19 protein-coding genes are annotated in these 20653 nt (G+C 69.1%); 10 read left to right on the top strand and 9 right to left on the bottom strand.

All coding sequences use genetic code 11. The features are described 5' to 3' along the window. Window positions 1-54: 54 nt before the first annotated feature. From DFR41_RS15675 to DFR41_RS15660, 4 genes are read left to right on the top strand one after another with little or no spacing between them, the layout of a single operon-like run. Window positions 55-600: a hypothetical protein gene (locus tag DFR41_RS15675; RefSeq protein ID WP_244917771.1), complete on the top strand. Its 546-nt coding sequence runs from the start codon at window positions 55-57 to the stop codon at window positions 598-600. A 25-nt stretch (window positions 601-625) separates the two neighbouring features. Continuing rightward, complete coding sequence (locus DFR41_RS15670; RefSeq protein ID WP_017760516.1) at window positions 626-937, top strand: EF-hand domain-containing protein; 312 nt, start codon at window positions 626-628, stop codon at window positions 935-937. A gap of 12 nt (window positions 938-949) precedes the next feature. Next, window positions 950-1810 (top strand): sterol desaturase family protein, encoded by an 861-nt coding sequence (locus tag DFR41_RS15665; RefSeq protein ID WP_114803401.1) that lies wholly within the window; start codon window positions 950-952, stop codon window positions 1808-1810. Then, complete coding sequence (locus tag DFR41_RS15660) at window positions 1807-2640, top strand: alpha/beta hydrolase (protein WP_114803400.1); 834 nt, start codon at window positions 1807-1809, stop codon at window positions 2638-2640. The genes DFR41_RS15665 and DFR41_RS15660 overlap by 4 nt, the downstream gene beginning before the upstream one ends. Window positions 2641-2739: 99 nt before the next feature. Here the strand turns inward: DFR41_RS15660 and DFR41_RS15655 are convergent, their stop codons facing one another. From DFR41_RS15655 to clpS, 6 genes are all read right to left on the bottom strand, one after another. Continuing rightward, window positions 2740-3849: a GGDEF domain-containing protein gene (locus tag DFR41_RS15655; RefSeq protein ID WP_147284365.1), complete on the bottom strand. Its 1110-nt coding sequence runs from the start codon at window positions 3847-3849 to the stop codon at window positions 2740-2742. A 53-nt stretch (window positions 3850-3902) separates the two neighbouring features. After that, window positions 3903-5006: a GGDEF domain-containing protein gene (locus tag DFR41_RS15650; protein ID WP_114803398.1), complete on the bottom strand. Its 1104-nt coding sequence runs from the start codon at window positions 5004-5006 to the stop codon at window positions 3903-3905. 80 nt (window positions 5007-5086) lie between these two features. Beyond that, a complete protein-coding gene (gene sbcB, locus DFR41_RS15645; protein WP_114803397.1) occupies window positions 5087-6532 on the bottom strand; it encodes an exodeoxyribonuclease I in 1446 nt (481 codons plus the stop codon). 43 nt (window positions 6533-6575) lie between these two features. After that, window positions 6576-8027, bottom strand: coding sequence for a cardiolipin synthase (gene cls / locus DFR41_RS15640; protein WP_114803396.1), 1452 nt, complete (start codon window positions 8025-8027; stop codon window positions 6576-6578). Window positions 8028-8152: 125 nt separating this feature from the next. Next, a complete protein-coding gene (clpA, locus tag DFR41_RS15635) occupies window positions 8153-10474 on the bottom strand; it encodes an ATP-dependent Clp protease ATP-binding subunit ClpA (protein ID WP_114803395.1) in 2322 nt (773 codons plus the stop codon). 60 nt (window positions 10475-10534) lie between these two features. Beyond that, complete coding sequence (gene clpS / locus DFR41_RS15630) at window positions 10535-10900, bottom strand: ATP-dependent Clp protease adapter ClpS (RefSeq protein ID WP_043113328.1); 366 nt, start codon at window positions 10898-10900, stop codon at window positions 10535-10537. Window positions 10901-11180: 280 nt separating this feature from the next. On the opposite strand from clpS, the gene DFR41_RS15625 reads away from it, so the two are divergent. Next, the gene (locus tag DFR41_RS15625; RefSeq protein WP_017762187.1) at window positions 11181-11411 is read left to right on the top strand and encodes a hypothetical protein; all 231 of its coding nucleotides are present in this window, start codon (window positions 11181-11183) and stop codon (window positions 11409-11411) included. A 79-nt stretch (window positions 11412-11490) separates the two neighbouring features. Here the strand turns inward: DFR41_RS15625 and DFR41_RS15620 are convergent, their stop codons facing one another. The 3 genes from DFR41_RS15620 to DFR41_RS15610 all read right to left on the bottom strand — a co-directional run bounded on the left by DFR41_RS15620 (window position 11491) and on the right by DFR41_RS15610 (window position 14580). Then, window positions 11491-13005 (bottom strand): tripartite tricarboxylate transporter permease, encoded by a 1515-nt coding sequence (locus DFR41_RS15620; RefSeq protein WP_017762188.1) that lies wholly within the window; start codon window positions 13003-13005, stop codon window positions 11491-11493. Window positions 13006-13007: 2 nt separating this feature from the next. Further along, complete coding sequence (locus DFR41_RS15615; RefSeq protein ID WP_114803394.1) at window positions 13008-13550, bottom strand: tripartite tricarboxylate transporter TctB family protein; 543 nt, start codon at window positions 13548-13550, stop codon at window positions 13008-13010. A gap of 70 nt (window positions 13551-13620) precedes the next feature. Next, window positions 13621-14580, bottom strand: a complete 960-nt coding sequence (locus DFR41_RS15610; protein WP_017762190.1) for a Bug family tripartite tricarboxylate transporter substrate binding protein — start codon at window positions 14578-14580, stop codon at window positions 13621-13623. A 112-nt stretch (window positions 14581-14692) separates the two neighbouring features. Here DFR41_RS15610 and DFR41_RS15605 point away from each other — a divergent pair, with 112 nt between their 5' ends. The 5 genes from DFR41_RS15605 to DFR41_RS15585 are packed head-to-tail and all read left to right on the top strand — an operon-like array spanning window position 14693 to window position 20531. Continuing rightward, a complete protein-coding gene (locus DFR41_RS15605) occupies window positions 14693-15376 on the top strand; it encodes a response regulator transcription factor (RefSeq protein ID WP_017762192.1) in 684 nt (227 codons plus the stop codon). A gap of 28 nt (window positions 15377-15404) precedes the next feature. Next, window positions 15405-16823, top strand: coding sequence for a sensor histidine kinase (locus DFR41_RS15600; protein ID WP_043113330.1), 1419 nt, complete (start codon window positions 15405-15407; stop codon window positions 16821-16823). 53 nt (window positions 16824-16876) lie between these two features. After that, window positions 16877-17308 carry an RNA-binding S4 domain-containing protein gene (locus DFR41_RS15595; protein WP_114803393.1) on the top strand — a complete coding sequence of 144 codons (432 nt, stop codon included), beginning with the start codon at window positions 16877-16879 and terminating at the stop codon, window positions 17306-17308. A 24-nt stretch (window positions 17309-17332) separates the two neighbouring features. Then, entirely contained in the window at window positions 17333-18145 is an 813-nt protein-coding gene (locus tag DFR41_RS15590; protein ID WP_114803392.1) for a PPK2 family polyphosphate kinase, read from the top strand. Window positions 18146-18152: 7 nt separating this feature from the next. Continuing rightward, on the top strand, window positions 18153-20531 hold the full coding sequence (locus tag DFR41_RS15585; RefSeq protein WP_114803391.1) for a GspE/PulE family protein: 2379 nt from the start codon (window positions 18153-18155) through the stop codon (window positions 20529-20531). Window positions 20532-20653 lie beyond the last annotated feature (122 nt).

Here is a 20653-nt window from a genome sequence, read left to right as displayed (position 1 = left end):
CGTGACAACCCGGCCCGACAGTGGCGGCATCCCCCCACCGAAAGGATGTCTGCCATGAACACCGTCTCGCCCCATTGGCCGCGCAGCACCGCGCTCGCGGCCCTGCTGCTCGTGCCCAGCCTGCTGGCGGCCATACCCGCCGCCCGTGCCGAGGGCCGTCGTGTCGTGCGACCCAACGCCGAAGGCGGCACGACGGCCACCCGGCTCGTGGGTCGCCAAGGGCCGGAGGGCGGCCGCTTCGGCGCCGCACGCGGCGTGGCGACCGATGGCCAGGGCAACGCCGTGGCCGGCAGCACCAGCCGCCTGCAAGGGCCGGCCGGCGGTCTCGCCCAGCGCGCCGGCAGCACGCAGGTGAGTGCCGACGGCTCGGCGCGCCACCAAAGTGCCCTGACGGCCAGCAACGCTCGCGGCAGCCTGCAATCGAGCGGCAGTGCGACGCGCAGCACCGACGGCACGGTGGACGCCAGCCGCAGCAGCACCGCCACCAGCGCCGCCACCGGCAACAGCGTGCAGAGCACCACCCAATACAGCAGCGGTACGGGCATGACGCACAGCGCCACCTGCTACGACGCCAGCGGTGCCACCATCGCCTGCCGATGAGGCCGGCGTCTAAGAAGGAGCTCCCGTGACCCATCCGAATTTGCGCCGCCTCGCAACCGCCCTGGCCTGCCTGATCGCGGGCGCCGCAGGCGCCCAGACTGCCGTGCCCGACGCCTCGCGCCTGGACACCCTGCGCAGCGAGTTGAAGCAGCGCTTCGCCGCCGCCGACACCAACGCCGACGGACGCCTGAGCCGCGACGAGGCCAAGGCCGGCATGCCGCGCGTCTACCGCAACTTCGACGCCATCGACAGCGCGCATGCCGGCAGCATCACCCTCGCGCAGATCGAGGCCTACGTGGCCGGCCAGCAGGGCAGGCGCGGCGGCGCCAGACCCTGAGACGGGGCTGCCATGCAGACCGACACGCTGCGCCACGCGCTGGGCCCGGAGGCCCTTCCATGGCTGCTGGCCCTGCTCGGCCTGGTGCTGGCCGCCGCCACGGCCGAAGGGCTGGTGCAGACCTTCGTGCGCCGCCAGCCCTACGACTGGCGGGCCTATGCCGCGTCGCTGGCCGACACGGCGGGCCGCCGTGCGGTGGACGCGCTGGGCCTGTCCATCGCCGCGCCGCTGCTGGCGCTGGCCTGGACGCACCGGCTGACCACGCTGCCGCTGTCCACGCCCGCCGCCTTCGCGCTGCTCTTCCTCGGGCAGGAGCTGTGCTACTACGCCTATCACCGCGCCGCCCATCGCGTGCGCTGGTTCTGGGCCACGCATGCGGTGCACCATTCGCCCAACGAGTTGACGCTGGCCGCGGCGCTGCGCCTGGGCTGGACGGGCAAGCTCACCGGCACGGCGCTGTTCTTCACACCGCTGGTGTGGCTGGGCTTTTCGCCCACGGCGGTGATGGGGACGCTGGCCGCCAACCTGCTCTACCAGTTCTGGCTGCACGCGCCCTGGCTGCCGCGCCTGGGGCCGCTGGAATGGGTGCTGAACACGCCCACCCACCACAAGGTGCATCACGCCTCCAACCCGGAATACCTGGACTGCAACTACGGCGGCGTGCTGATCGTCTTCGACCGGCTGTTCGGCACCTTCGTCGACCTGCGCGCAGACCTGCCGCCCCGCTACGGCCTGACCACGCCGCTGCACACCCACAATCCGCTGCGCATCGCCTTCCACGAATGGGTACGGCTGGCTCAGGACCTGCACCGGGCCCGCGGCCTGAAGCAGCGGGTGCGCATCCTCTTCGGCCCACCTGGAGCCCAGCCATGACCCCGATCCGACACTGGCTGCCCGCCATCGCCCTGCTGCTGACCGCCGCCCTGGCCCATGCCGCCCCCGACCGGCAGCAGGCCTACGGCCCCGACCCCGCCCAGCGGCTGGACGTCTACCTGCCCGCGCAGCCGCACGGTGCCCCGATCCTGGTGATGGTGCATGGCGGTGCCTGGATGTTCGGCCGGCCCGATGCGCCGAACGTGGTGGACGCCAAGGTGGCCCACTGGGTGCGCGAGCGCGGCTTCGTCTTCGTCTCGGTGGGCTACCGGCTGGTGCCGCAGGTGGACGTACGCGCACAGGCCCAGGACGTGGCCCGTGCGCTGGCCGAAGTGCAGCGGCTGGCGCCGGACTGGCATGCGGACGCGGACCGGCTGGTGCTGATGGGCCACTCGGCCGGTGCCCACCTCGTGGCGCTGCTGAGCGCCGACCCATCACTCGCGACCGCCCAGGGCGCCCGCCGCTGGCGCGGCACGGTGGTGCTCGACAGTGCGGCCCTGGACACCGAAGGACTGATGCAGCACCGGCACCTGCGCTTCTACGACCGGGCCTTCGGCGCCGACCCAGCCCTGTGGCGCGCCGTGTCGCCCACGGCACGTCTGGCCCCTGGCAGCCTGCCGATGCTGCTGGTGTGCGCCAGCGAACGTCGCGACGATTCGTGCGGCCAGAGCGCCCGGTTCGCCGACAGGGTGCGCGCGGCAGGTGGCCAAGCCACCGTGCTGCCCCAGCCGCTGTCGCACGGCGAGATCAATGCGCAGCTCGGAACGCCGAGCGGCTACACGCAGGCGGTCGACCGGTTCATCGACGGGTGGGCCGCCCCGGTGCGCTGAGGCCACCGTTGACCGGCGCCAACGCGGCGTCGGCAGGACAGGTGCCGGGCCGGGGGCGGCACCGGCAGTACTGGCCCACCCCGGTGGCTGCGGCGCCGTTCAAGAGCGCCGCAGCGCGCGCCAGGGCCGCCAGGTCCGCCGTTCTGGCGCGGCGGGGGTCAGCGGCATCCGGCCGGAAGGCGGCGCCACCGCCAGCGTGTCTTTGCCCCGCGCCTTGGCCTGGTAGAGCGCCTCGTCGGCCAGGGCCAATGCGCGGTGCAAGGGCACATCCGGCTCGACGGTGGCCACACCCGCGCTCACCGACAGGCGCAGCCCGTCCACGCGCAAGTGATGCACTGCCGACACGCAGGCCGCTGCCACGTCGGCCGGCGATGCCGAGGCGTCCTCGATCCAGATGCAGAACTCTTCGCCGCCCAGGCGGGCGCACAGGTGCGGCGCGCTGGCGCGACACAGCGCCTGCGCCACCGCGCGCAATGCCCGGTCGCCACCCTCGTGGCCCAGGCGCTCGTTGATGCGCTTGAAGTCGTCCACGTCCAGCAGCACGACGTTGAACGCGCCGGCCGGCATGGCGGCCAGCGCCGCCTGGGTCCGCTCGAGGAAGGCGCGCCGATTGGGCAGGCCGGTGAGCGCGTCCTCGTAGGCCAGCGCTGCCAGCCGCAATTGCAGCAGATGACCGCTGCGCCGCTCGCGGGACAGCGCCAGGTGGGCCAGCAGGCACAGCGCCAGCGCGCCCGCCGCGAAGAAGGCCAGCACCGGCCGCTGGGCCGGCGCGACGCTGCGCATCAGTGCCCCATCGACGAAGACCAGGCCCACCGCCCCGATGCCGGCCAGGAAGTCGCGCAGCCGCACATGGCACAGCGCCAGGCACATGCCGAAGAGCATCAGCAGCGGCAGCGTCCAGAAGGCCTGGGCCGCACTGCCTTCCAGGTTCAGCCGGAAGGCGATGGCCAACGACACCGTGACCATCAGCCCACCCAGGCTCAGCAGCCAGGGCGGCCGGGGCCGCAGCGACAGCAGCATGCCCAGACCCGCCGCGGCGGTGCAGAGGAGCTCGGCAGACAGATGCGCGCCGCCCCCCGGCAGGGAGACCATCAGCGTCATCAGCCAGATCAGCACACCCGTCGCCTCGCAGGCCAGGGCGAGCGACCGCACCTCCTGGCGCAGCGCACGCCGAAGCGCCTGGGCCTGCGCGACGGGGACCGAAGGCACCAGCCAACGCCAGAGGCGGCGCGCCCGCCGGTACAGCAGCATCCGCAGCCGCATCACCCTGCCGCCCCGGGCGCCAAGACCACGCGGTTCTTGCCCGTCCGCTTGGCATCGCCCAGGGCCGTGTCGGCACGGCGCATGGCCTGCTCGAGGGCCTCGCCGGGCTGCACAAGCGCCGCGCCGGCGCTCAGCGTGAGGCCCACCCCCTGGGCCGACACGCGCCGTGCCGCCTCCACCACACCGCCGGCGAAGGCCAGCAGCGCCGCCGGCGAGGCGGCGGGCACCAGCACGCAGAACTCCTCGCCGCCCGTGCGGCCCGCCAACGCCTCGCCGGGCAGGCGTTGCAGCAGCCGGCCCACGGCATGCAGGAGTCGGTCGCCCACCTCGTGGCCATGGCGGTCGTTGATGCGCTTGAAGTCGTCCACGTCGAGCGCGATGAGGCCTTGTGGCCCGGACGCCCGTAGCTTCTCCATGGCCACTTCCAGGAATCCGCGGCGATTGGCCACGCCGGTCAGGGCGTCCTGGTAGGCCAGGACGGCCAGCGAGGCGGCTGCCGCCACGCGCCGGCGTCGCGCCAGCGCCACGCCCCGGTGAAGCAGCAACGCCAAGGTGAAGCCGCCCACCACCAGCACCCCGCGCAGGGCCTGCCCCGCGGGCCACGGGGCGAAGGCCGCGCCCGGCAGCAGCACCAGCCAGACCGTCAGGCTGCACAGCACATAGCTGCGCAGGCGGACCTGTACCAGGCCCAGCACCAGCGACAGCATCAGGCACAGCGGAAGCACCCAGAGCTCGCCGCCGCCCAGGACGTCGAGCTGCAAGCGGCAGCCGGCCGCAATCGCCACGGTCATCAGGCCCACCCCACTGTCGTGTGCCGCGGCGTCGCGCGCGCTCATGCACAGCGCCAACCCCACCGCCTGCACGAAGGTCCAGCAGAACAGGGCCAGCGCGAAGACGGACAGCACGGGCCAGGAGACCCAGAGCGACACGAGCCAGGCGAAAGCAGCGGCACAAGCCAGCACGCGGGCCGGCTTGCGCAAATGCCGCACCACGTCATCGTCCAGGCGGCGCTCCCTTTGCGTCGCCACACTGGCCCGGCCGCCAGCGGCCAGGCTGTGCGCCGGCGAGGACTCCCGCTCGGCATGTGAACCATTGATTGTCAAAACTTTGTTTCCAGCATGAGCCGGACGCAAGTTAGACAGGAAGCGGGGCGCGCCGTGTCAGCCGGCTTCCCCAGCAGGTTTCATCCTTGGGGCACAACAGCCTCTGCGTAGTCGTACAGCTCGCCCAGCAGGACCTCGGCGCGTTCGTCCGCAGTCTCGGCCAGGGTGTCGATCTCGGCGAAATAGCGGTCCACGTTGAGCCAGCCGTCCTCGCCTTCGACCAGGCGCGCGGTGCGCAGCGCCTCCCAGTGGGCGGCCTCCTCCAGGCTCAGCGTGGCCGGAAAGTTGCGCGCCCGGTAGCGCAGCACCAGCTCGGCCAGTCGCGCATCGTCGAAACCGGAGCGCGCCAACGCCAGCTCCTGCGGCGGCAGCGCGCGCAGTTGGTTGAGGCGGCGGCGGTCGGCTGGGCCGATGAAGCCGCCATAGAGGTCTTCGTCCACATCCAGCGCCGGGCCGCGGGGCCGGTCGAAAAGCTCGCGCCAGCGCTCGCTCAGGTCGGGCAGCCCAGCGGCCGTGACGGCATGGCGCTCGGCCTGCGCCAGGTCGATGCCCCAGCGGCCGGCCGCCATTTCCACCATCTTGGGATTGCCCACGACCATGGGCGACTTGTTGAGGTGGATGGACTTGATAGGCAGCCGGGTGACGCCCTCGGGCAGGTCGGCGCTGCGGGTGAACAGGCGAAGCCGCATCGTCTCCAGGTCGAGGTCGGCCAGCTCGGCCGGGTCCTGCGACAGGTCCCAGGCCAGCAGTTCGTTGCGGTTGGTGGGATGGCTGGCCAGCGGCCACATCAGGGCCAGGCAGCCACGCTCGGTGCCGAACATGCCGGAGACATGGACGAAGGGCCGCGCGGTCTGCGGCGAGGCGGGCAGGCCCAACTCCTGCGCCACGCGCTCCTTGCGCCGCAACGCGAGCGCGAATTCGAAGAGGCGCGGCTGCTTCTGTCGGATCAGCCGCGCCATGGCGATGGTGGCGCGCACGTCCGACAGCGCATCGTGGGCCGCCTCGTGCACCAGACCGTTGGCGCGGGTCAGGTCCTCCAGCTTGAAGCTCGGCTTGCCGTCCGGATGCTTGGGCCACTCGATACCGTCGGGACGCAGCGCGTAGGTGAGGCGGACCACGTCCAGCAGATCCCACCGGCCGCATTCGTTCTGCCACTCGCGGGCATACGGGTCGATGAGGTTGCGCCAGAACATGAAGCGCGTGACCTCGTCGTCGAAGCGGATGGTGTTGTAGCCCACGCCGATGGTGCGCGGCTGCGAGAAGGCAGCCTCGATGCGGGCGGCGAACTCGTGCTCGGGCACGCCTTCGGCCAGGCAGTGCTGCGGCGTGATGCCGGTCAGCAGGCAGGCCGTGGGGCTGGGCAGGAAGTCGGGCGCCGGCTGGCAATACAGCATGATCGGCTCGCCCACCTCGTTGAGCTCGGCATCGGTGCGCACCGCCGCGAATTGCGAAGGCCGGTCGCGGCGCGGGTTGGCGCCGAAGGTTTCGTAGTCGTGCCAGAGGAAGGTGTGGGAAGCGTCGGCCATGGGTCGGGGTCGGAAAGCAGCCGGCCATTGTCGGCCAGCAGGTTCACAGCAAGGGCGAGAAGAGCCGCGCGACGGCCTCGCCCAGCCGCAGCCAGAAGCTGCGGTGGCGGTGCGTGCGCACGGGCGATGCGCTTTGCAGGTCGGTCTCGAACTGTGCGGTGAGCGGCCCGGCGAGCGCGGGTCCATAGACCACCGCCATGACCTCGAAGTTGAGCAGGAAGCTGCGGTTGTCGAAGTTGGCCGTGCCGATCATGGCGCAGTGGTCGTCGACCACCAGGGTCTTCGAATGCAGCATGCGGGCCTTGTATTCCCACACCTTCACGCCGGCGGCCAGCAGCTCGTCGTAGTACGAGCGCGCGGCCGCGCTCACCACCAGCGAGTCGCTGCGCCGTGGCACCAGCACGCGCACGTCCACGCCACGCAGGGCGGCATTAGTCAGCGCCATCAGCGCCGGCTCGCTGGGCACGAAGTACGGTGTCGTGAGCCAGGCCCGCTCGGTGGCGGCGTGGATGGCCTCCACATGCATGCGGTGGATGGCCTCCAGCGGCGTGTCGGGGCCGCTGGTGACGATCTGCACCGCGACCGGGCCGGCCTCCACGGGCGGCATGAGCCGCGCCATCAGGCTGCCGATGCCGTGCAAGGGCTCGCCGGTGGCATAGACCCAGTCCTCCAGGAAGGTGGTCTGCAGCCATCGCACGGCGCTGCCCTCGATGCGCAGGTGGACGTCGTGATAGGCGTCGGGGCGGGTTCGGCGGTCTTCCTCGTCCGTGATGTTCACGCCGCCGGTGAAGCCCACGACGCCGTCGCAGACCACGATCTTGCGGTGGGTGCGGTAGTTGGTCACCGGCCGCAGGCGGCGGCCGATGCGCGTGTCGTGGAAGAAGACGACCTGCCCACCTGCCTCGCGCAGCGGCGCCAGGAAGCGCCGCCCCACCCGCTTGGCGCCCAGCGCGTCGATCAGCAGGCGCACCTGCACGCCGGCGCGAGCCCGCTCGATCAACAGGTCGCGCAGCGCGGTGCCGATGCGGTCGGGCTCGAAGATGTAGTACTCGAGGTGGACGTGGTCCTGGGCGCCGCGGATGGTTTCGAAGATGGCGTCGAACGTCGCCGCACCGCCAGAGAGCAATTGCACCGAACGGGCGCTGGACACCGGCAAGCCGCAGGCGGCCAGGCCCAACGTGGCCAGTTGGTGCAGCGCGGGCGGCGCGTCCTCGGCCGCTTCGCGCAGCAGCGCCATGTCGGCCGGCGCCTGCGCCATCACCCGGCTACGCAAGCGCTTGAGCCGCTGCTTGGCCAGCCGCTGCGGCCCCAGGAAGTAATAGACGAAGAAGCCCAGGTAGGGCAGCAGCGCCAGCGAGAGGATCCAGCTCATGGTGGAGACCGGCGCGCGCTTCTGCATCACGATCCACACCGACAGCACGGCGATGTAGGCGCTCCAGGCGAGCGACAGGCCGGTGGTCCAGGCGGGACTGAGGTGGAACTCGGGCAGTGTCATCCAAAGGCTCGGCACGCCACCAGCCATTCGACCGGAAGCGGCCAAGAAAAAAGGCCGGAAGCGCGATGCTACCGGCCTTGTGTGGCACCGCCCGTGGGGGCGGACGCCAGCGTGGCGTGGGTCGATCAGCCGGCGGCCGCTTCCTCGGCCTCGGGCTTGGACTTGCCTTCCTTCTTGGGCAGCGGCGTGATGTCCAACTGCACCTCGTCCTTGTCGTCCAGGTCAACCTCCAGGCGGCCACCGTCGGTCAGGCGGCCGAACAGCAGTTCGTCGGCCAGCGCGCGGCGGATGGTGTCCTGGATCAGGCGCTGCATCGGGCGAGCACCCATGAGCGGATCGAAGCCCTTCTTGGCCAGGTGCTTGCGCAGCTTGTCGCTGAAGGAGACTTCCACCTTCTTCTCGGCGAGCTGCGTCTCCAGCTGCAGCAGGAACTTGTCGACCACGCGCAGGATGATCTGCTCGTCCAGCGGCTTGAAGTTGACGATGGCGTCCAGGCGGTTGCGGAACTCGGGCGTGAACAGGCGCTTGATGTCGGCCATCTCGTCGCCGGCCTGCCGCGGGTTGGTGAACCCGATGGTGGCCTTGTTCATGGTCTCGGCGCCCGCGTTCGTCGTCATGATGATGATGATGTTGCGGAAGTCGGCCTTGCGTCCGTTGTTGTCCGTCAGCGTGCCGTGGTCCATCACCTGCAGCAGCACGTTGAAGATGTCCGGATGCGCCTTCTCGATCTCGTCGAGCAGCAGCACCGCATGCGGCTTCTTGGTGACGGCCTCGGTCAGCAGACCGCCCTGGTCGAAGCCCACGTAGCCCGGAGGCGCACCGATCAGGCGCGACACCGCATGGCGCTCCATGTACTCCGACATGTCGAAGCGGATCAGCTCGATGCCCAGGATGTAGGCCAGCTGCTTGGCGGCCTCGGTCTTGCCGACGCCGGTGGGGCCGCTGAACAGGAAGGAGCCGATCGGCTTGTCGCCCTTGCCCAGGCCCGAGCGGGACATCTTGACGGCGGAGGCGAGCACTTCGAGCGCCTTGTCCTGGCCGAACACCACGCTCTTGAGGTCGCGCTCGATGGTCTGCAGCTTGCTGCGGTCGTCGTTGCTGACGTTCGCCGGGGGAATCCGGGCGATTTTGGCCACGATCTCCTCGACCTCGGCCTTGCCGATGGTCTTCTTGCGCTTGCTGGCCGCCAGGATGCGCTGGGCCGCGCCGGCCTCGTCGATCACGTCGATGGCCTTGTCGGGCAGGTGGCGGTCGTTGATGTACTTGGCCGACAGCTCGGCCGCTGCCTGCAGGGCCGCAGTGGCGTACTTGACGCTGTGGTGCTCTTCGAAGCGGCTCTTGAGGCCCTTGAGGATCTCCACCGTCTCGGCCACGGTCGGCTCGACCACGTCCACCTTCTGGAAGCGCCGCGACAGGGCCGCGTCCTTCTCGAAGATGCCGCGGTACTCGGTGAAGGTGGTCGCGCCGATGCACTTGAGCTGCCCGCTGGACAGCGCCGGCTTGAGCAGGTTGGACGCATCCAGCGTGCCACCCGAGGCGGCGCCCGCGCCGATCAGCGTGTGGATCTCGTCGATGAACAGCACCGCGTTGGGCTTTTCCTTCAGCGACTTGAGCACGCCCTTCAGGCGCTGCTCGAAATCGCCGCGGTACTTGGTGCCGGCCAGCAGCGCGCCCATGTCGAGCGAATAGACCTGCGAGTCGGCCAGGATCTCGGGCACGTCGCCCTGCGTGATGCGCCAGGCCAGGCCCTCGGCGATGGCCGTCTTGCCCACACCGGCCTCACCCACCAGCAGCGGGTTGTTCTTGCGCCGACGGCACAGGATCTGGATGACACGCTCGACCTCGTACTCGCGGCCGATCAGCGGATCGATCTTGCCATCCTTGGCCTGGGCGTTGAGGTTGACGGTGAACTGCTCGAGCGGCGAGGCCTTCTCGTTCTTCTCGGTGCCGCCCTCCTCGCCTTCGCTGGAAGGCGCTTCGCCGCCACTCTTGGGCTGCTCGGGCGGGTCGCTCTTCTTGATGCCGTGGGCGATGAAGTTGACCACGTCCAGCCGCGTCACGCCCTGCTGGTGCAGGTAGTAGACGGCGTGCGAGTCCTTCTCGCCGAAGATCGCGACCAGCACGTTGGCGCCGGTCACTTCCTTCTTGCCATTGCCCGTGGACTGCACGTGCATGATGGCGCGCTGGATCACGCGCTGGAAGCCCAGCGTGGGCTGGGTGTCCACGTCGTCGGTGCCGGCGACCTGGGGCGTGTTGTCCTTGATGAAATTGGTCAGCGACGAACGCAGGTCGTCGATGTTGGCCGAGCAGGCTCGCAGCACTTCGGCGGCGCTCGGGTTGTCCAGCAAGGCGAGCAGCAGGTGCTCGACGGTGATGAACTCATGGCGTTGCTGCCTGGCCTCGACGAAGGCCATGTGCAGGCTGACTTCCAGTTCCTGGGCAATCATGTGATTTCCTTTGCCTTGCTGTGAATACTTCTGAAGACTTCAGATGGGTCGGATCGCGGTTTATTCAACCGGTTCACTGACGCACTGGAGCGGGTGGCCCGCCTGGACGGCGGCTTCCATCACTTGATTGACCTTGGTGGCCGCGACATCGCGCGGGTAGACCCCGCACACGCCCCGGCCGTCGAGATGAATCTTCAGCATGATCTGGGTGGCCGTCTCGCGGTCCTTGTTGAAGAACTCCTGCAGGACGACCACCACGAATTCCATCGGGGTGTAGTCGTCGTTGAGCATGACGACCTGGTACATCCGGGGGGGCGCCGTCCGCTGCGGACGCCGCTCTGCCACCACGGAGCCACCGTCGTCCCTCTGGGGGCGAACCGGCGCCGGAGGGGGTGCCGAGGGATTTTTCGTGGCCATGAAATTCATTCTATAGAGCACTGGAACTCGTGGCGTGAGGGCGGAATTCAAGCGCGCCGCAGGGGGCCTGCTCGCAAAAAAGGGGCCGCCGAGCCCTGCTTGCGGACCGCCAAGCAGGCGATCCGGGAGAAAGCGTGATGCCGGGGCGCGCCTCCCGGCTTCCCGGCGCGGCCCGGGCAGACCACCACGTGCCGCCCAACAATGGGCCGGCGCCCCAACCAACGGTGGCGCCGAACAGGAATGACGCAAGCCACCCCAAAAGCCTCGACACGCGCCACTGGAGCCCGCCATGACCTCACACGCCATCCTTCCCTGGGCCGACGCTCTGGTGACCGACCAGCGCCTGCCTTTCGACGGCTTTCGCATCGAGAACTCCCCCGACGGCGCCTTGCTCGTGACGCACACGCTTCACGGTCGCCCGGTGTTCTGGCACCGCTACGAAGGCGTACGCCTCGACGCACAGAAGGTGTGCACGCTGGAAGGCATCGAAGGCTGGGTGGAGGTCGATCCGCTGTCGTGACCGCGGCCCCGGCCGGTCGCCCAACAAAAAGGCCCGCCACCGATGCAGGTGACGGGCCCAGGACGGCGGCAATGGCGTGTCAGGCCGTCTGCATCCGCAGCTTGCGGGCCGACAGGCGCTTGGCCACGCGCGGCAGCACCAGAACGGCCAGCACGACGACGATCAGCGCCACGGACATGGGCCGCTGCAGGAAGATCACCGCGCTGCCCTCGCCGATGGACATGGCATTGCGCAGTTGCGCCTCGGCCAGAGGCCCCAGGATCATGCCGACCACCACCGGCGCCGTCGGGAAGTCGAAGCGCCGCATCAGCACGCCGATCACGCCGATGGCGTAGAGCAGCACCAGGTCGAAGGAGCTCTGGCGCATGCCATAGGCGCCCACCGTCGCGAAGATCAGGATGCCGGCGTAGAGCTGGGGCTTGGGGATTTTCAGCAGCTTCACCCACAGGCCCACCATCGGCAGGTTCAGCACCAGCAGCATGATGTTGCCGATGTAAAGCGAGGCGATCAGCGCCCACACCAGCGCGGCCGAGGTCGAGAACAGCTGTGGCCCGGGCTGGATGCCGTAGTTCTGGAAGGCACCCAGCAGGATGGCCGTGGTGTTCGACGTGGGGATGCCCAGCGTCAGCAGCGGGATCAGCGCCGCCGTCACCGTGGCGTTGTTGGCGGCCTCCGGCCCGGCCACACCCTCGATGGCGCCGGTGGTGCCGAACTCCGCCTTGTCCTCGGGATTCTTGGTCAGCTTCTTCTCGGCGGCATAGCTCAGGAAGGTCGGGATCTCGGTGCCGCCGGCCGGAATGCAGCCGAAGGGCGCGCCGATGGCGGTGCCCCGCAGCCAGGCCGGGATCGAGCGCTTCCAGTCGCGGGCGCTCATGTGCACCCGGCTCATGGTGTTCTGTGTCTCGACCACGCGGCCTTCGTACAACACGGCGTAGATCACCTCGGCCACGGCGAACAGGCCCACCGCCACCAGCACGATCTCGATGCCATCCAGCAGTTCGGGAATGCCGCCGGTGTAGCGGCCCTGGCCCGAGATCTGGTCGAGCCCGATGCAGCCCACGGCCAGGCCGATCAGCAGCGCCGTCATGCCGCGCAGCGTGCTCTTGCCCAGCACCGCACTGACGGTGGTGAAGGCCAGCAGCATCAGCATGAAGTACTCGGGTGGACCGAGCTTGACGGCGAACTCCGCCACATAGGGCGCAAACAGCGTGACCACGATGGTGGCGATGGTGCCGGCCACGAAGGAGCCGATGGCCGACGTCGCCAGGGCCGCACCGGCGCGACCGCTCTTGGCCATCTTGTTGCCTTCCATGGCCGTGACCATGCTGGCCGTTTCGCCCGGCGTGTTCAGCAGGATCGAGGTGGTCGAGCCGCCGTACATCGCGCCGTAATAGATGCCGGCGAAGAAGATCATCGACGCCGTGACGTCGACCTTGCCGGTGATGGGCAGCAGCATGGCCACCGCCACCGCGGGGCCGATGCCCGGCAGCACGCCCACGGCCGTGCCCAGGGCACAGCCCACCAGGCACCACAGGAGATTGCTGACCGTGATGGCCTGCGCGAAGCCCTGCAACAGGGCGCCAAAGATGTCCATGGTCAGATCCAGCCCGTGGTGGTGAGGCCCGGCAGGTTGATCGCCAGGAATTGCGTGAACATCCAGTACACGGGCGCCGCGATGACGAGCCCGGTGACCAGGTCGATGGCCCAGGTGCGCGGCTTGCCCGCCGCTGGCTGGCCGCTGGCGCGGCGCAGGCCCTGCACCGCGAGCAGGTAGCACAGGCCGCAGCTGAGGATGAAGCCCAGGTGCTCGATGAGCGCGGCGTTGAGCAGCAGGCCGGCGGACAGCCAGACGAAGCCGGGCCAGTTCGCCGGCTCGGCCGGACCGTCACCGCCCTCCATGGCGCGGAAGCCACCTGTGCGTGCTTCCCAGGTGATCCAGGCGCCGCAGATGGTCAGGCCGGCGGAGACCAGCCAGGGCAGGAAGTTGGGGCCGACGCCGCCGTAGCCGGCTTCGGAGGAGATGCCGATGGCACCGAAGGCCATGGCCAGGCCGACGAGCACGACGCCCAGGCCCACCAGGGTCTGCATCGTGTTGGCGCGCGCGGGCGCGTCCGGCGAGGAAGGGGAAGAAGCGATCATGCGGGTCTCCATGCGGCTGCGCCGCGGCACCGAAGGACGGCGCGGCGGCGCGGGCGCCGAGGCAGTGCGTTCAGACCATGCCGGAGCGCGTCATGATGGCGCGCAGGCTGGCGAATTCGTCGTCCACGAACTTGTCGAAGGCAGGGCCGGTGAGCACGGCGGGCGTCCAGTCGTTCTTCTTGAGGGCTTCGGCCCACGAGGCGCTCTTGACGGCCTTCAGCACGCGCTCGGTCAGCGCCTTGCGCTGCTCTTCGGAGATGCCGGGCGCGCCGTAGACGCCGCGCCAGTTGCCGATCTCGACGTCGATGCCCAGTTCCTTGAGCGTGGGCACGTTGACGCTCTGCAGGCGCTGCGCCGAGGTGACGGCCACCGGCTTCATCTTGCCGTCGGCGATGTAGGGCGCGAACTCGCTGTAGCCGCTGCCGCCGATGGTGACGTTGCCGCCCAGAATGGCCGCCGTGGCCTCGCCGCCCCCGCGGAAGGCGACGTAGTTGATCTTGGACGGATCGACGCCCACCTTCTGCGCGATCATGGCCGCGGCGATGTGCTCGGTGGAGCCGCGCGAGCCGCCGCCCCATTTGACGCTGCCCGGGTCCTTCTTGAGCTGGGCGACCACGTCGGCCATGGTCTTGAAGGGCGAGTTGGCCGGCAGCACGAACACGTTGTATTCGCTGGTGATGCGGGCGATGGGCGTGGCCTGCGACAGGTTGACCGGCGGCTTGCCGGTGATGATGCCGCCCAGCATCACGGCGCCCATCACCATCAGCGCATTGCCATCGCCCTTGGAGCCGTTGACGAACTGGGCCAGGCCCAGCGCGCCGGCGGCGCCGCCCTTGTTGTCGTAGCTGACCGTGTCGGCGGCCTTGGCGTCGATCATGGCCTTGCCTAACGCGCGGCCGGTGGTGTCCCAGCCGCCGCCCGGGTTGGCGGGGATCATCATCTTGACGTTGGTGGCCGCGTGGGCGGACAGCGGCAAGGCGCCCACGGCGGCCAGCGCCGCCAGGGATTTGAGGAACTCGTCTCTGCGCATGGGGGTCTCCTTCTTGCTTCCGATGAGTGTTTTGGTGCGGCTTATGATGCGCGGCCCCGCTGTCAGTTGGCTGTCGCGCCACTCGGGGTAAACACCGAGCCTCCGGAGCCTCATGAAGCTGCTGCTGGTCGAAGACGATCCCTCCATGCAGTCCACCCTGCAACGCACGCTGGGGCGCCGGCAGATCGATGTCCGGGTGTGCGGCGACGGTGCCGAGGCGCTCGCCCAATGGCAGGCGATCGAGCCCGACGTGGTCGCCCTGGATCTCAGTCTGCCGGGCATGGATGGCCTGGAAGTGCTCACCCGTGCACGGGCCAGCGGCCTGCGCACCCCCGTGCTGATGCTCACGGCCCGCGGCACCGTGGGCGATCGCATCCTGGGCCTGAACGCCGGCGCAGACGACTACCTGCCCAAGCCTTTCGATCTCGATGAGCTGGAAGCGCGCCTGCGCGCCTTGCGGCGGCGCTCGCCCGCCGATCCGGCCGTCGCCGTCGCACCAGTGGAGATCGGCGCATTGCGCCTGGAGCCGGCAAGTGGCGCCTTCTACCTGCGCGGCGAGGCGCTGGAGCTCACTCCCCGCGAAGCCGCCTTGCTGCGCGCACTGGCCGCCCGCCCGGGCCATGCGGTGACCAAGGAGCGGCTGTTCGAGCTGGTCTTTCCCGGCGAGACCCAGGTGCAGTACGAGGCCATCGAAGTGGTGGTGTACCGGCTGCGCAAGAAGCTCGCGGGCACGGGCTGCGCGCTCATGACCCTGCGCGGGCTGGGCTACCTGCTGCGCGAGGAGCAGGCCAGCTGATGGCGCGTGACCGCCCTGCGCCGCCCGCATGAGGCCGCGCTCGTTGCGTTTCCGGCTGCTGCTGGGCTTGCTGGCGCCGGTGGTGCTGTTCATCCTCATCAACAGCGTGAGCGTCTACCGGCAGGCGCTGGCGGCGGCGACCACGGCCTACGACCGCACGCTGCTCGCCTCGGCCAAGACCATCGGCGAGCAGCTCGACGTCGAGGGCTACGACGAACTGGCCTCGCTGCGCTCCACCGTGCCCTACTCGGCACTCGAGGCCTTCGAGGCCGATGCGCAGAGCCGCATGTACTACCGCGTCTCCACGACGCATGGCGAGATGATCTCGGGCTTCGCCGAACTGCCCCTGTGGCGCGGCATCCTGCCGGCCAAGCCTCCCTATGCCGCCCTTGTGGACTTCTACGACGCTGAATTCCGGGGTCAACCAGTGCGCATGGCCGTGCTGCTGCAGCCGGTGGCCAGTGCACGCGGCCTGGGCATGGCCGTCGTCCAGGTCGCAGAAACACTGGAGCTTCGCGAGGCGCTGGCGCGCCGCCTGCTCGTCGACATGCTGTGGCGGCAGCTGCTGCTGGTCGCGGTGGTGGCCAGCGTGACCGTCTTTGTCGTCCAGCAGGCCACCCGGCCCGTGCGGCGGCTGGGCGAGGCCATCGCCGAGCGGGCGCCCGACGACCTCTCGCCCATCGACGCACCTGATGCGCCGCGCGAGTTGCGTCCGCTGGTGGATGCCACCACGGCGGTGATGGCGCGTCTGCGCGGCCTGCTCGATCACCAGAAGCGCTTCGTGCGCGATGCCGCCCACCAGCTGCGCACGCCGCTGGCCGTGCTCAAGGCCCAGGTGCAATCCGCGCGCCGAGGCGACGTGCCCGCGGCGCAGGCGCTGCGCGAAATCGATGCCACCGTCGACCGTGCCACCCAGCTGGCCAACCAGATGCTCGCCCTGGCCAAGATCGAGCAGCTGCGCCAACGGCCGGAACTGCAGCAACTGAACCTGGCCGAGATGGTGCGGCAGGTGGCGCTGGACGTCTCGCCGCTGATCGCGGACAAGGCGCTGGATTTCGAATTGGACGTGGTCCCAGCCAGGGTCGAAGCCCATGCCTGGATGCTGCTCGAACTCAGCCGCAACCTGCTCCATAACGCGATCCGCCACAGCCCGCGCGGCGGCATGCTCACCGTGCAGGTCTCGCCGGATGGCGTGGACGCCGTCAACCTGTGCGTGCGCGATGCGGGCCCCGGCATTGCGCCCGAGCTCCGGCAGCGGCTCTTCGCCCCGTTCGCGGCGGGCGACACAACACGCGGCTCCGGGCTCGGCCTGGCCATCTGCCGAGAGATCGTGCTCACACTTGGCGGGAGCATCCACCTGGACAATCGCCTGGATGCGGACGGCCGCGTCGTCGGACTGGATGCGCAGGTGCGGTTGCCGGCCGCGAATCCGGCCACGTCTGATTGACAGCAACGACCGGGCGCTGTTTGCTTGAAACCCATCTCAATCTTCCAATCCTCATGGAGCGCATGCGCATCGACAAGTGGCTGTGGGCCGCTCGCTTCTACAAGACCCGTTCGCTCGCCGCGGAGGAGGTCGACCGCCACCGCGTGCAGGTCAACGGCGATGTGGTCAAGCCAGCGCGCGAGGTCCGGGCGGGCGACCTCGTGCAGCTGCGTCAGGGGCCGGACACGCGCACGGTGCGGGTGCGGGGACTGTCGATGCAACGCGGGCCGGCGCCGGTGGCGCAGCTGCTCTACGAAGAGACCGCGGAGAGCATCGCCGCCCTTTCGGCCGCGCGGGAAGAGCGACGCCTGGCCCGCGAGCCCGCCCATGCGATCGTGCAGGGCCGCCCCACCAAACGGGACCGGCGCCACCTCGACACCGCCCGCGAGGTGGGCTGGGGGGATCGCTGGAGCGCCTCGGTCGACGACGACGGCGCGGGGCGCTGACAGGTCATGCGTTAGGCTCGGCGGATGACCCGGCTCAAGCACTATCGCGTCAAGCCCGACGCCCCCTTCCGTCTGGCCGACATCGATCCTGGAGAAACGCCCTTCCTGCCGGCCGAGGAACATCACCAGCGCGAGTCGCTGGAACTGCTCGCCGACGAGCTCGACCACTGGCAGAACCTGCTTCATGCGGAAGGGCGGCGCAAGCTGCTGCTGGTGCTGCAGGGCACGGACACGAGCGGCAAGGACGGCACCATCCGCTGGGTGTTCTCGCGCACCTCTCCGCTGGGCGTTCGCGTCGCCGCCTTCAAGGCACCCACGGATGAGGAACGCGCGCACGACTTCCTGTGGCGCTGCCATGCGGTCGTGCCACGGGCCGGCGAGATCGCCGTGTGGAACCGCAGCCACTACGAGGACGTGCTCGTCCCCTGGGTGGAGGGCTGGATCGGCAAGGCCGAATTGCGCCGCCGCTATGCCCAGATCAATGACTTCGAGCGACTGCTGGCCGAGACCGGCACCGTCCTGGTCAAGTGCATGCTGCACATCGACAAGGAGGAGCAGCGCAAACGCCTCCAGGCCCGACTGGACGATCCGAGCAAGCACTGGAAATTCAGCATGGGCGACCTGGCTGCACGCCAGAAGTGGGACGCCTACCAGCAGGCCTACGAACACGCGATCGCCGCCACCTCCACCGCGCACGCCCCCTGGTACATCGTGCCCGCCAACCACAAGAACCATCGCAATCTGATGATTGCCCGGCTGCTCATCAAGGTGCTGCGGGACATGAAAATCAGCCTTGCGCCTGCCAACCCGGCCTATGCGGGCTTGAAGGTCCAGTGACTCGGTCATGTCGAATCCCGCCCTCCCCGTCTCCCCTACTGCCAACGCCGTCACGCCCGACACCTTCGCGTGGCCTCTGCCGCCCCAAGGCCATTTCCGCGTTCCCAACACCAGCACCGTCCGCTGCGAGATCAGCAATCTGGCAGGCCGCCACGGCGAAGGGGTGATGAACCTGTTCTCGCCCTCCGCGCAGCTGGTCCACATCCATCTGCTGCGCACACGTGCGCCTGTGCCGCTGCGCTTCGACCAGTTCCGGTCCCTGCTGCTGCTGGATCCGCTGCGTCCTCTGGACGACACCCCGGTCGAGTGGGCCGATTACCGCATCGTGTGGAAAGGCGATGGCGGCGAACTGGGCGGTCGCAGCGCCGGCCATGTGCAGACGCCGTTCGGTGTGTTCCTTTTCCCGGGCGACGAGGAAGGCCGCGTCCGGCGGCTCTTCGTGCCCCATGCCGCCTATGAGCGCATCGAGACCGACGCCGCCGCTGCGGGCGGCACGCTGTCCCAGGTGGCCACCCGTCGCAGCGAACTGCTTCAGGCGCTGCAGCGCCAGGCCAGCGCCCCGATCGTGCGTATCGGCGAAGCGCTCATATCGCTGGGCATGATCAACGAGGAGCAGCTCAACGAAGCCCTCGCGGCGCAGCGGCAGATGGACAACGGCCTGCCGCTGGGCGAACTCCTGGTGCGGATGGGAGCCGTGTCGGCCGCCGACCTCAAGGTCGCGCTCACCCGCAAAATGGGGTATCCGGTCGTGGATCTGCAGGCTTTCGAGTCCGAGCCCGATGCGCTGACTCGCCTGAGCCATGCCGTGGCGCGGCGCCTGCAACTGCTCCCACTGATCGTCGCGGATGGCCGGCTGGTCGTGGCGATGGACGACCCCGCCAACCGCCACGGCGCCTTGGACGAGGCGGAGTTCATCGCCCAGATGAAGATCGCGCCGGTGCTCGGCCAATGCGAGGACTTCGAGGCCTGCGTGTTCGCCGCCTACGACAAGATCGGCGCGGCCTCGGAGGCGAAGCCAACGACCTCCCAGGCACAGGCGATGGAATTCGAGACCACCGATACCAGCAGCCTGCTGGAATCGCTGGAAAAGGAGAACCAGACGGGCCTCGAATCGGACGATGACCGCCCGATCGAGCAGTCCGACAACTCGCTCGTGCGGATGATCAACCGCATGATCCTGGAGGCCTTCACCGGCGGGGTGTCCGACATCCACGTCGAGAGCTATCCCGGCAAGGAGAAGATCCGCATCCGCTTCCGCAAGGACGGTCTTCTGCGGACCTATCTGGAGCTGCCGCACAACTACCGCAACGCCGTGATCGCCCGCATCAAGATCATGGCCGATCTGGACATCAGCGAGCGGCGCAAGCCGCAGGACGGCAAGATCAACTTCGCGCGCTTTTCGCCCAAGCACCGGCTCGAACTGCGTGTCGCGACGATTCCGACCAACAACGGCCTCGAAGACGTGGTGATGCGGATCCTGGCTTCGGCCAAGCCGCTGCCGCTCGACAAGCTGGGACTGACCGACAGCAACTACCAGCGTCTGCGCGCCGCCATCGAACGCCCTTACGGCATGGTGCTGTGCGTGGGTCCGACAGGCTCGGGCAAGACCACGACGCTGCACTCGGCGCTCAGCCACATCAACACGCCCGAGCGCAAGATCTGGACGGCTGAGGATCCGATCGAAATCACCCAGACGGGTCTTCGCCAGGTGCAGGTGAACGCACGCATCGACTGGACTTTTGCACGGGCACTGCGCGCCTTTCTTCGTGCAGATCCCGACGTGATCATGGTCGGGGAAATCCGCGATGAGGAAACGGCCCGGGTGTCGATCGAGGCCTCGCTCACGGGGCACTTGGTGCTGTCCACCCTGCACACCAACAGCGCCCCGGAGACGGTGACGCGTCTGCTCGACATGGGCATGGATCCATTCAACTTTGCCGATTCGCTGTTGGCCGTGCTGGCGCAGCGTCTGGTGCGGCGCCTCTGCCCATCCTGTCGAACCAGCAGGCCCGCTTCCCCCGCGGAAATCGACGAACTGGTTCACGATTACCTCCACGCCTATGGCGCTGCGCAAGATGTGGAGGACCGCGAGGCCTTGCTTGCCCGTTGGCGCACGCGCTACGGCGTCGAGGGCCAACTCCAGTTCCACCACAGTCCCGGCTGTCCGGTCTGCGAGAAGACAGGCTTCAAGGGCCGCGTGGGGCTTCATGAATTAATGGTGATTTCTCGCGAACTGCGGGAACTGATCCAGGGTGGTGCTCGCGTCGAGGCGCTGCTCGCCACGGCCGTGCGGCAGGACATGCGCACACTTCGCCAGGACGGGATCGAGAAAGTGCTTTCGGGACAGACCACGATCGAGGAAGTGAGAGCGACCAGCAACAGCTGAGTCGAGGCGCCGCCATGGGCGCAGGCCGGCAGTGCGGTGGCGGCGAAGCTGCGCCAAATGGTGCCGATGCTGCTGGCGCATTTGCGCTCTCGCGGCTGGGAGACCACGGCGATTCGGATCAA

Source organism: Pseudacidovorax intermedius (genome assembly GCF_003350475.1).
Classification (GTDB): domain Bacteria; phylum Pseudomonadota; class Gammaproteobacteria; order Burkholderiales; family Burkholderiaceae_C; genus Xenophilus; species Xenophilus intermedius.
Note: the sequence above shows the minus strand (reverse complement) of the source record. Positions and strands in the feature narration are given on the sequence as shown.

What these genes read in the sequence shown, in the direction of transcription:
- DFR41_RS15675 (WP_244917771.1), top strand. Translation starts at nt 55, where the DNA reads ATGAACACCGTCTCGCCCCATTGGCCGCGCAGCACCGCGCTCGCGGCC.
- DFR41_RS15665 (WP_114803401.1), top strand. Translation starts at nt 950, where the DNA reads ATGCAGACCGACACGCTGCGCCACGCGCTGGGCCCGGAGGCCCTTCCA.
- DFR41_RS15660 (WP_114803400.1), top strand. Translation starts at nt 1,807, where the DNA reads ATGACCCCGATCCGACACTGGCTGCCCGCCATCGCCCTGCTGCTGACC.
- sbcB (WP_114803397.1), bottom strand. Translation starts at nt 6,532, where the DNA reads ATGGCCGACGCTTCCCACACCTTCCTCTGGCACGACTACGAAACCTTC.
- cls (WP_114803396.1), bottom strand. Translation starts at nt 8,027, where the DNA reads ATGACACTGCCCGAGTTCCACCTCAGTCCCGCCTGGACCACCGGCCTG.
- clpA (WP_114803395.1), bottom strand. Translation starts at nt 10,474, where the DNA reads ATGATTGCCCAGGAACTGGAAGTCAGCCTGCACATGGCCTTCGTCGAG.
- clpS (WP_043113328.1), bottom strand. Translation starts at nt 10,900, where the DNA reads ATGAATTTCATGGCCACGAAAAATCCCTCGGCACCCCCTCCGGCGCCG.
- DFR41_RS15625 (WP_017762187.1), top strand. Translation starts at nt 11,181, where the DNA reads ATGACCTCACACGCCATCCTTCCCTGGGCCGACGCTCTGGTGACCGAC.
- DFR41_RS15620 (WP_017762188.1), bottom strand. Translation starts at nt 13,005, where the DNA reads ATGGACATCTTTGGCGCCCTGTTGCAGGGCTTCGCGCAGGCCATCACG.
- DFR41_RS15615 (WP_114803394.1), bottom strand. Translation starts at nt 13,550, where the DNA reads ATGATCGCTTCTTCCCCTTCCTCGCCGGACGCGCCCGCGCGCGCCAAC.
- DFR41_RS15610 (WP_017762190.1), bottom strand. Translation starts at nt 14,580, where the DNA reads ATGCGCAGAGACGAGTTCCTCAAATCCCTGGCGGCGCTGGCCGCCGTG.
- DFR41_RS15605 (WP_017762192.1), top strand. Translation starts at nt 14,693, where the DNA reads ATGAAGCTGCTGCTGGTCGAAGACGATCCCTCCATGCAGTCCACCCTG.
- DFR41_RS15600 (WP_043113330.1), top strand. Translation starts at nt 15,405, where the DNA reads ATGAGGCCGCGCTCGTTGCGTTTCCGGCTGCTGCTGGGCTTGCTGGCG.
- DFR41_RS15595 (WP_114803393.1), top strand. Translation starts at nt 16,877, where the DNA reads ATGGAGCGCATGCGCATCGACAAGTGGCTGTGGGCCGCTCGCTTCTAC.
- DFR41_RS15590 (WP_114803392.1), top strand. Translation starts at nt 17,333, where the DNA reads ATGACCCGGCTCAAGCACTATCGCGTCAAGCCCGACGCCCCCTTCCGT.
- DFR41_RS15585 (WP_114803391.1), top strand. Translation starts at nt 18,153, where the DNA reads ATGTCGAATCCCGCCCTCCCCGTCTCCCCTACTGCCAACGCCGTCACG.